General features: G+C 38.0%; 7 protein-coding genes. 3 read left to right on the top strand and 4 right to left on the bottom strand.

Annotated features, from left to right (window positions below; all coding sequences use genetic code 11):
• Positions 1–419 precede the first annotated feature (419 nt).
• Both H4J50_RS16990 and H4J50_RS16985 read right to left on the bottom strand, forming a co-directional pair.
• A complete protein-coding gene (locus H4J50_RS16990; protein ID WP_108456005.1) occupies positions 420–1,469 on the bottom strand; it encodes a 3-deoxy-7-phosphoheptulonate synthase in 1,050 nt (349 codons plus the stop codon).
• A gap of 127 nt (positions 1,470–1,596) precedes the next feature.
• Complete coding sequence (locus tag H4J50_RS16985) at positions 1,597–2,406, bottom strand: pyruvate, water dikinase regulatory protein (protein WP_108456006.1); 810 nt, start codon at positions 2,404–2,406, stop codon at positions 1,597–1,599.
• Positions 2,407–2,622: 216 nt separating this feature from the next.
• Here H4J50_RS16985 and ppsA point away from each other — a divergent pair, with 216 nt between their 5' ends.
• Complete coding sequence (gene ppsA / locus H4J50_RS16980; RefSeq protein ID WP_182257466.1) at positions 2,623–5,001, top strand: phosphoenolpyruvate synthase; 2,379 nt, start codon at positions 2,623–2,625, stop codon at positions 4,999–5,001.
• A gap of 174 nt (positions 5,002–5,175) precedes the next feature.
• Complete coding sequence (locus H4J50_RS16975; protein ID WP_182257465.1) at positions 5,176–8,247, top strand: FAD-binding and (Fe-S)-binding domain-containing protein; 3,072 nt, start codon at positions 5,176–5,178, stop codon at positions 8,245–8,247.
• Between the two features lie 133 nt (positions 8,248–8,380).
• On the opposite strand, the gene H4J50_RS16970 is transcribed toward H4J50_RS16975, so the two are convergent.
• Complete coding sequence (locus H4J50_RS16970) at positions 8,381–9,424, bottom strand: amino acid dehydrogenase (RefSeq protein ID WP_182257464.1); 1,044 nt, start codon at positions 9,422–9,424, stop codon at positions 8,381–8,383.
• A gap of 362 nt (positions 9,425–9,786) precedes the next feature.
• On the opposite strand from H4J50_RS16970, the gene H4J50_RS16965 reads away from it, so the two are divergent.
• On the top strand, positions 9,787–10,188 hold the full coding sequence (locus H4J50_RS16965) for a DUF4826 family protein (RefSeq protein ID WP_259366285.1): 402 nt from the start codon (positions 9,787–9,789) through the stop codon (positions 10,186–10,188).
• 43 nt (positions 10,189–10,231) lie between these two features.
• On the opposite strand, the gene H4J50_RS16960 is transcribed toward H4J50_RS16965, so the two are convergent.
• Positions 10,232–10,692: GNAT family N-acetyltransferase (locus tag H4J50_RS16960; RefSeq protein ID WP_220466301.1), on the bottom strand; the 461-nt coding region annotated here is incomplete at its 5' end.

Below are 10,692 nucleotides of genomic sequence, written 5' to 3'. Positions count from 1 at the left end.
ACGGTATTCGCGGTTGCATGGATGCAAAAGAGCGTGCATGTACAGGATGTACGGTATTCGCGGTTGCATGGATGCAAAAGAGCGTGCATGTACAGGATGTACGGTATTCGCGGTTGCATGGATGCAATAGAGCGTGCATGTACAGGATGTACGGTATTCGCGGTTGCATGGATGCAAAAGAGCGTGCATGTGCAGGATGTACGGTACTCGCGGCTGCATGAATACAAAAGCGTTTGAATTTACTGGGTAAGTTTAGTTTTTACATTCCAGATAAACTAAGCAACAAAGTTCGCCTAGGTAAATTTCTGGCTTGATTTAAAGCAAAAGACCCGATAACAAATTATGTTACCGGGCCTTTTAAAGAGTGTGTTTATATAATTTACTATCTTAAATACACCCTCTAATTATTTGTACGTTATTTATTTTCTAGTTTTAATCGCGTTAGCTAATATGTTAAGTATTTCGTCACTAGTGTCTAAGTTAATACACGCATCGGTAATACTTTGTCCATACACTAAAGGCTGCTGAGGAATTACTTTTTGGTTACCTGCAACCATAAAGCTTTCAATCATTACGCCAAAAATAGACTGGTTGCCTGAGTTTATTTGCTCAGCTAATGAATTAGCGACATCCATTTGTTTATTATGATCTTTGTAACTATTACCGTGACTGCAATCTATCATTACCTTCTCAGGTAAATTTGCTTTCGCTAAGGTATTACAAGTATTCGTAATATACTCTTCTTGATAGTTTGGCTCTTTACCGCCACGTAATATTACATGTGCATATGGGTTACCGTGTGTTTGATAAATACACATTTGGCCACTTTTATCCGGAGAGTAAAGCACATGTGGAACACTTGACGCTTTGATAGCGTCAACTGCTATTTGAATATTACCGTCAGTACCGTTTTTAAAGCCTACAGGGCACGAAAGTGCAGAAGCTAGCTCTCTGTGTACTTGGCTTTCAGTTGTACGAGCACCAATAGCACCCCAACTGATCAAGTCAGAAATATATTGGCCAGTTACCATATCTAAAAATTCAGTACCGGCAGCGAGTCCTAACTTATTAATTTCCATTAACAGGTTACGGGCTAAATTTAAGCCCTTAGCTACTTTGAATGATTTATCTAAATCAGGGTCGCTGATTAAACCTTTCCAACCCACGGTTGTACGAGGCTTTTCAAAATATACGCGCATAACAATGAGTAATTCATTGGCATACTTTTCTTGTAAGGTTTTTAATTTTTTTGCGTAATCTATAGCCGCTGCTGTGTCATGAATTGAACAAGGGCCAATAATAACAAGCAAACGTTTATCGTCGCCTCCAATAATGGCTTCAATTTCTTTACGGCTCTTGATTATGAAATTCGCTGTGGCGTCGTCAAGTGGTATTTGCTCAGCGAGTTCGGCAGGCGAAACTAAACTATCAATTAATGTGGTTCTAAATTCATCTGTTTTTATGGTCATGGTATATCAAATGCTGGTTAGCCTGCACATATTGATGCAGCGCAATAATTATATCGCGCTAACATAACGAAAATAAGCAATTATGTGAACCGCTTTCTAATATTTTATGTAACTAAATTGTTATAAGTTAATATTTATAGCGCTGTAAGCCCGTTTCTGAGAGTATTTTGGCGGTAATTTCTTCAACTGAGAGTTTAGTAGTGTTCAGAAATGGAATCTTCTCTTGTTTATAGAGTTTTTCGACTTCACGTACTTCCATCCGACATTGGCGTGCAGAAGAGTATTTGGTGTTCGCCATTCTACCGTCACGAATATCAACCAAACGTTCTGCATCGATAGTTAAACCGAATATTTTCTTTTTGTGCATTTTTAAAAATGACGGAATTTGTAATTCATCCATATCATCATCGGTAAAAGGGTAGTTTGCTGCCTTGATACCATATTGAAGTGCTAAATAAAGAGCTGTTGGCGTTTTACCTGAACGTGAAACGCCCACGAGTATTACATCAGCATGTTCATAGTTAGTGACATTTGAACCATCGTCATTGGCTAAAGAGTAATTAACCGCGTCAATTCGATAATCATAACTATTTTCGTGAATACTGTGAGTTCTATGCGCTTTTGGTTTCGCTTTAATCCCCAGTTTTTCTTCAAGCGGAGCGATAAAATGTTCGAGAAAATTATAAATTATGCCATCGCAACCATCGATAATTTCTCTAATATCTGGATTAACAAAGGTGTGAAACACTAAAGGAGGCACGCCGGTGCGCTTCGCTGCTTTATTGATTCGCTTACAGGCATCTATTGCTTTTTCTTTTGTTTCGACAAAGGAAATAGTGTCGTGCTCAAACTCCATAGGAAAAAGAGACAAAAGCGCGTGACCAAATACTTCAGAAGTGATCGCCGTTCCGTCAGATATATAAAAAGCTGCTCGCATGATTATTCCTTAATATAATTCTATATTATTCTTTATTAGAAGGTTAAAACTTTGAAATAGTACTTTAGTTTCAAAGTTAGCAGTGTAAAATGTATGTGACATGAAATAAACCACTTAATGATACATAAACTGATAAAAGCGTTAAGAAAGATATTTTTAGCCGATATTTTATAGATAACTTTCTTAAATTTTATTATGTCTAGTGGAGATGTTGTCGTGCAAGAATACGTGCTTTGGTATGAAAATTTAGGAATGAATGATGTAGACCGTGTCGGCGGTAAAAATGCGTCATTGGGTGAAATGATTTCCAACCTTTCAAATGTTGGTGTGCAAGTGCCAGGTGGTTTTGCTACTACCTCGTTTGCTTTTAATGAATTTCTAGAACAAAGTGGTTTGAACGATAAAATTTATCATTTGCTTGATGATTTAGATGTCAGTGATGTAAATGCATTAGCTGAATGTGGCCAGAAAATCCGTCAATGGGTTATCGATACACCATTCTTACCAGATATGCAGAAAGATATTGAACAAGCTTACATAAAGCTTTCTGATGGCTTTGCTAACGACGCTTCATTTGCTGTTCGTTCATCTGCAACTGCTGAAGATATGCCAGATGCCTCTTTTGCTGGTCAGCAAGAAACCTTCCTAAACGTTCGTGGACTCGATGCAGTCATGATCGCCATTAAACACGTTTTTGCCTCTCTTTTTAATGATCGTGCTATTTCATACCGAGTGCATCAAGGTTACGACCATCGTGGTGTAGCACTCTCCGCAGGTATTCAGCGTATGGTGCGCAGTGATATTTCATCAAGCGGTGTAATGTTCTCTATTGATACTGAATCAGGCTTTGAAGATGTGGTATTTATTACTTCGAGTTACGGTTTAGGTGAAATGGTCGTGCAGGGTGCGGTTAATCCTGATGAATTCTATGTTCACAAACCAACATTAGCCAAAGGTAAACCTGCGGTAGTTCGCAGAAATATTGGCAGTAAAGCGATAAAAATGATTTACGCTGCCAATCAAGAACATGGCAAGCAAGTTGAAATTGTTGATATAGACCAAGCACAATCAGATACATTTTCACTGAATGATAAAGAAGTGGAAGAGTTAGCAAAACAAGCTGTAATTATTGAAAAGCACTACGGTCGTGCTATGGATATTGAGTGGGCTAAAGACGGCCTAGACGGTAAACTTTATATTGTTCAAGCTCGCCCTGAAACAGTAAAAAGTCGCGAAAATGCCAATGTAATGGAGCAATTCCAATTGCAGTCAAGTGCTCCTATCATTTGTGAAGGGCGCTCTATTGGCCATAAAATAGGCAGCGGTGAAGCAAAAGTATTATCTTCGTTAGCTGAAATGGATAAAATTTTACCTGGTGATGTGTTAGTCACGGATATGACAGATCCTGATTGGGAGCCGATCATGAAACGTGCTTCTGCGATTGTAACTAATCGTGGTGGTCGAACGTGCCATGCTGCAATTATTGCGCGTGAAATGGGTATCCCTGCAGTTGTCGGTTGTGGCGATGCTACTAAAAAAATTGCGACAGGCGATAAAGTAACGGTTTCTTGTGCTGAAGGTGATACCGGCTTTATTTACCAAGGTAAATTGGATTTCACTGTTACAACTTCAGAAGTTGATTCAATGCCAGATTTACCGTTGAAAATCATGATGAATGTTGGTAATCCTGATCGTGCATTTGCTTTTGCTCGTTTACCGCATGCCGGTATTGGTTTGGCGCGTTTAGAGTTTATTATCAACAAAATGATTGGTGTTCATCCTAAAGCGTTATTAAATTTTGATGAGCAATCAGCAGATTTACAAGATGAAATTCGCGATATTATCGCAGGTTACGACAACCCGGTTGAGTTTTATATTGCCAAGCTAACCGAAGGTATTTCTACATTGGCTGCAGCATATGCCCCAGAAAAAGTTATTGTGCGTATGTCTGACTTTAAGTCAAATGAGTATGCGAACTTAGTCGGTGGTGAAAACTTTGAGCCAGAAGAAGAAAATCCTATGATTGGCTACCGTGGTGCTTCGCGTTATATATCTAAAGACTTTAGAGATTGTTTTGCGCTTGAGTGTGAAGCCATTAAACGTGTTCGAAACGATATGGATATGACTCATGTTGAGATTATGATCCCGTTTGTACGAACACTTGGCGAAGCATCAGCGGTTATTGATATTCTAGCTGAGCATGGTTTAAAACGTGGTGAAAATGGTTTACGTATCATCATGATGTGTGAATTACCTTCAAACGCCTTGCTCGCCGACCAATTTCTAGATTACTTTGATGGTTTCTCAATTGGCTCAAACGATTTAACGCAATTAACTTTAGGCTTAGACCGTGATTCAGGCTTAGTTGCGCATTTGTTTGATGAACGAGATCCTGCGATTAAAATCTTGCTTGAAATGGCGATTAAAGCCTGTAAAGCACGTGGCAAATATGTGGGTATATGTGGTCAAGGTCCATCAGACCATGAAGACTTTGCGGCTTGGTTAGTGGATAAAGGAATTGAAAGTCTTTCGCTTAACCCAGATACCGTATTACCGACATGGTTATATTTAGCAGAGCAGCACAATAAAAAGTAATTATTCTTTGAGTTAAGTTCGGTTTAAGATATTTTTACATTAATTAAAGCCTAGGCACTTTTTTGTCATAACAAAGATAAAAAAAGTTCTTAGGCTTTTTCTGTTTAACGAGCAAATTAACAAAATCCCATGATATAATATTGGCCACATAATGTTGTTAATAGAAATTTATCTATGTTACCTCGCTTAAGTCCTCAAGAGTTAGTTTCTCCTTTATATCAAGAGTTTGCCAAAATCTTGGCGACTAAAGATTTTTCAGGTGATATAAATTTTCAATACAGCGCTCGTTTAGCGCATGCAACTGATAACAGTATTTATCAACAACTTCCTCAATTAGTACTTCATCCCCGCACTAAACTAGATATTCAAGTTATTACCTTATTGGGTAACGAAGAAAAATTTAACGCGATAAAATTTAGTGCTCGTGGCGGTGGAACAGGCACCAATGGACAAAGCTTAACGCCTGGTATTGTGGTTGATTTATCAAAATACATGAATCGCATTTTAGAGATTAACGTTGAAGAAAATTGGGTTCGTGTCGAAGCCGGTGTGATTAAAGACCAACTTAATGATTATTTAAGACCTTATGGTTTTTTCTTTTCTCCTGATTTATCAACCAGTAATAGAGCAACGGTTGGTGGCATGATCAATACTGATGCTTCAGGTCAAGGCTCTTTGGTTTATGGTAAAACTTCTGATCATGTTTTAGCGCTTGAAAGTGTATTAGCTAACGGTGAGTTACTTATTACCAAACCGCAAACTATGGCACAAGCACAGTCACTAGCGAAACAGGACAGTACAGAAGCAAAATTAATGCAACAAGTGCTTAATACATGTGTTGATAACCGTAAACTGATTTTAGAAAAATTCCCTCGTTTAAACCGATTCCTCACGGGATATGATTTAGAAAACGTTTTTAACGACGATTTATCTAAGGTTGATCTAAGTCGTATTATCACTGGTTCAGAAGGTTCGCTTGCATTTGTCTGTGAAGCAAAACTAAATTTAACACCGATTGCGAACGCAAAAACGTTAATCAACATTAAATATGACAGTTTTGACTCTGCTCTGCGTCACTCTCCTCGTTTAGTTGAAGCTAAAGCTACGTCGGTAGAAACAATAGACAGCACCGTACTCAATCTCGCTAAACAAGATATTGTTTGGCAATTAGTGAGTGATATGCTGCAAGATGTTGATGGCGCTGTTATGGACGGCATTAACATGGTGGAATATAACGGTGAAAGTATTGAGAGCGTAGCAGATCAAGTATCCGCGTTATGTGCAGAACTAGACAAAGATATTGCGAATAAAACCGGTGTTATTGGTTACCAAGTTACGTCAGACCTTGCAAGCATTGGTAAACTTTATACCATGCGAAAAAAAGCGGTAGGGTTATTAGGGAATACAAAAGGAAGTCAAAAACCATTAGCATTCGCTGAAGACACAGCCGTTCCACCAGAAAATTTAGCCGATTATATTGCTGAATTTCGAGCGTTACTCGATGGTTACGGTTTGCACTACGGCATGTTTGGTCATGTTGATGCTGGCGTTTTACATGTGCGACCTGCACTTGATATGTGCGATCCTGAGCAAGAAATTTTACTGAGAGAAATTTCAGATAAAGTCGTTGCGTTAACCGCTAAATATGGCGGGTTAATGTGGGGCGAACATGGCAAAGGGTATCGTAGTGAATATGGTCCTGAGTTTTTTGGTGAGGCGTTGTTTAGCGAATTACGAAAAATTAAAGCGGCTTTTGACCCGCTAAATAAAATGAACCCAGGCAAAATTTGTACGCCATTTGAATCTACCGATAAGTTAGTTTCTGTTGATGATACAAAGCGTGGATTTTACGATAGACAAATACCAATAACGGTAAAAGACTCATTCAATTCAGCTCTTGATTGTAACGGCAATGGATTATGCTTTAATTATGACTTAGATAGTCCTATGTGCCCTTCAAGCAAGGTAACGTGTGACCGAAGGCAGTCTCCGAAAGGTAGAGCTGGCTTGATGCGTGAGTGGTTGCGTTTATTAGAAGCTAAAGGCGTTGATGTTCTCGCCATGGAACAAAATATACAAAACTGGTCAATCAAAAGCCTTATCGATAAAGTTAAAAATCGTTTCAAAAACCATTTTAATGGTGATGATACTGAAGATTTTTCTCATGAAGTTATGGAGGCGATGCAAGGCTGTTTAGCGTGTAAAGCATGTGCTAGTCAGTGTCCTGTTAAAGTCGACGTACCAGATTTCAGAGCTCGATTTATTAACTTATATCACACACGATACTTTAGACCGCTAAAAGATCATTTGGTGGCGAATGTAGAGTCGATGACCCCCATCATGGCAAAAATGCCAAAATTGGTAAACAGTGTGTTAGCGTCTAATGTTTACGATAAATTATCGCAAGTGACTATTGGTTATGTTGATACGCCATTATTGTCAATTCCGACATTAACGCATAGAACATCTGAGCATAACTTCACACCTTTTGACTTATCAAAACTGAAAAGCATGCCTGTTGATGAACGGGCAAAATCGTTGCTCATCGTTCAAGACCCTTTTACTTCTTTTTATGATGCAAAAGTAGTTGAAGACTTTATGTTGTTGGTGAAAAAACTGGGTTTTGATCCCATACTTTTGCCATTTAAACCAAACGGTAAACCTCAGCATGTTAAAGGCTTTTTAGCTAAGTTTGCAAAGACCGCTAAATCAACCGCTGAATTTTTGAATCAAGTTCATCAATTAGCGTTGCCTATGGTGGGCTTAGATGCCTCAATGGTATTATGTTTTAGGGACGAGTATAAGCAGGTATTGGGTAATAACCGCGGTGATTTTGAAGTGAAGTTGGCCCATGAATGGTTAATATCGATTATCGAAGAAAAAACCAGTACCTCAATTAACACAGCCGATAATCAAAGCACTATTGCATATAAGTTGTTTGCACATTGTACAGAAAAAACCGCTTTAGCCGGTAGTGAAGGGCAGTGGCAACATATCTTCAAACATTTTGGTTTGAATCTAGCGAATGTATCGGTGGGTTGTTGCGGTATGGCAGGCACCTATGGACATGAAAAGGTTAACTTGGATAACTCAACGTCGCTTTATAAAATGAGCTGGCAGAATAAAGTTGCGGAGTTAACTACAGAGCAAGTGTTGGTTACGGGCTATTCTTGTCGCAGCCAGATAAAACGTCTAGACAATAAAGTTACCTTACATCCAGTTCAGGCTTTATTAGCCGCGTTATAAGTTATTGAAGTAATAGTTAATGGCGTTGAGTAAATGTAAGCATTGTTGAATATTACTTTTAAAAACAATAAAAGCACCTAAAGGTGCTTTATTGTTTAAGGCGTTACTTTAATCCTGATAGCTTTTTATTCTACTATTTCGAACCATTTGCAATAATATTACGCGCCATTTCATCGGCAATAAAGCCTGTAGGCATATTATTTGATTGTGCTGTTTCAAAAACTGTCATCAAGGTGTTGTAGATATTCTCTACAAGCTTTGTTGCACTTTTTGCACAGTAAGGTTCAGGGTATATCTCTAAAGCAACATTAATAATACCACCCGCATTAATTACATAATCTGGCGCGTACAAAATTCCTTTGTCGAGTAATGCCTTATCATGGCGTGACTCAGATAACTGGTTATTTGCACAACCGGCTACAATACTGGCTTTTAGTTGGGCAATGCTTTCATCATTAATCGACGCACCAAGAGCACAAGGGGAATATACATCTACATCTTGGCTATATATATCGTCTAATCCCACGACTTTAGCATTTAGCTCTTTCACTGCTTTATCTAAAGCAACTTGATTAATATCGGTAACGATTAGTTCTGCTCCAGCGGCATGTAATTTTTCACAAAGTGAATAACCTACACTACCTAAACCTTGAACAGCCACTTTAATGCCAGATAAGTCGTCTTTACCTAACTTAAATTTAACCGCGGCTTTAATACCTAGGAAAGTGCCTAAAGCAGTGAAGGGACCAGGGTTACCACTTTTACCTTCAAGCCCAGAAACAAAAGCTGTGCTTTGGTTAACAATGGCCATATCACCTGTAGTGATATTAATATCTTCAGCCGTATAGTAACGGCCATTCAAATTATTAACGGCCTGACCAAAAGCTTTAAATAGTGCTTCTGATTTTAGCGTTTTTGCATCGCCAATAATAACGCCTTTACCACCGCCAAGCTTTAAACCGGCCATAGCATTTTTATATGTCATGCCTTTAGATAAGCGTAATACATCTTTAAGCGCTGCTTCATCGCTTGCATAATTCCAAAAACGACACCCGCCAGCTGCTGGCCCTAATGCTGTGCTATGAACAGCTATAATTGCTTTAAGCCCTGACGCTTCGTCACTGCAGTAAACTACTTGCTCGTGGTTATCAAAATCTACTAAATCGAAAACGGCCACTATCGAAATCTCCAATAATATTATACCAATTAAGATAAAAAATAATTTTAAGACGGCTTAAATATCTAATACCTGCGTTACTTTCAATCCCAATAGCTAGCTATTGTTCTATCAAGCGCCTTGTTCATAAATATTTAGTCTTGCTTAAAATGTTCACTTACTTAATTCAATTGGTATTAGAAATAGTTTAAGATTAATTTGACTTAAACTAGGGTTGTAATAATTCGCTGCGCACAATACCATTTAGGCAAATGCTTCGCTAGCTAAGCTATAAATAAATTTGAACTTTGCTGTGAACTATTTCATACAAACTTTCCGATTGTTAAAAACTTATTAAAATAATCAATAAAAAGACCATAAATATGACAAATAAATTAGAAATGACCGAAGAACAACAACAAGAATGGGTACGTGAACATTATTTAAAAGCAACTAAATACCTTGCGCAAAAAGGCTTAGTTGCAGAAAGTGTGGCTGATACTGAAAGCCGTTACTTAATACCATTAATGGCAGTATGGAAAATTAATTTATTAGACAAAACTAAAGTTTGGGTTATTTGTGGCGATTTACCTACAGACCACTTGGTGTTGGAAGAAAATGAATCTGCACGCAATGTTTTACGTCACTTTACTTTTAAATGGCAAATACAAGCCGATAAGCTTTTGAAAAGTGATACACAAGAGCAATTGGATTATGCAAAATTATTAATGACAAAAGCTGAAGGGCTATATCAACTTTATGCTAAAGATGAAATATGGGCTTAGTCACTTATTTAAACTAATGATCTTAAATATTATCTAAACTAACTTAATGGCTTAGATAATATTTAGCTACCGTTGCTTTATTGAGTAGACAAGTCATTTTTTGTTTAGGCATACCAGCTTCCATAAATACTGCGCCAGAAGTGTTGAAATGATTTTCACGAAAATAATCGATTGTCTCTAAAGGGCTATAAATAAATATTTCCTTTAGTTTCATCTCTTGGGCTATGCTAAACAGCTTTTGTAAAATGATTCTATCGACTTGATCTTTACGGTAGCGCTTTAATACCGCAATTCGGCTAATTTCACCAGAAGATAAAATACGGCCAGTTCCTATCGGTTGTTGTGTTTTATCGTGGCAAGCAAGCACATGATTCGCGAAGTGATCTTTACGATCAAACTCAACTCTTTTCGGTATTCGCCATTCATAAACAAATACCTGTTCTCTAACATTTTTAAGTAAGGGAGCTGCTTGCTCCCACTTCACTATACTCACCGTGTATGACA

The organism is Colwellia sp. 6M3 (genome assembly GCF_014077595.1).
In the GTDB taxonomy this organism is placed as follows: Bacteria; Pseudomonadota; Gammaproteobacteria; order Enterobacterales; family Alteromonadaceae; genus Cognaticolwellia.
Note: the sequence above shows the minus strand (reverse complement) of the source record. Positions and strands in the feature narration are given on the sequence as shown.

Excerpts from the sequence above, each read along its gene's own strand:
- H4J50_RS16985 (WP_108456006.1), bottom strand. The coding sequence starts at position 2,406 with ATGCGAGCAGCTTTTTATATATCTGACGGAACGGCGATCACTTCTGAA.
- H4J50_RS16990 (WP_108456005.1), bottom strand. The coding sequence starts at position 1,469 with ATGACCATAAAAACAGATGAATTTAGAACCACATTAATTGATAGTTTA.
- H4J50_RS16965 (WP_259366285.1), top strand. The coding sequence starts at position 9,787 with ATGACAAATAAATTAGAAATGACCGAAGAACAACAACAAGAATGGGTA.
- H4J50_RS16975 (WP_182257465.1), top strand. The coding sequence starts at position 5,176 with ATGTTACCTCGCTTAAGTCCTCAAGAGTTAGTTTCTCCTTTATATCAA.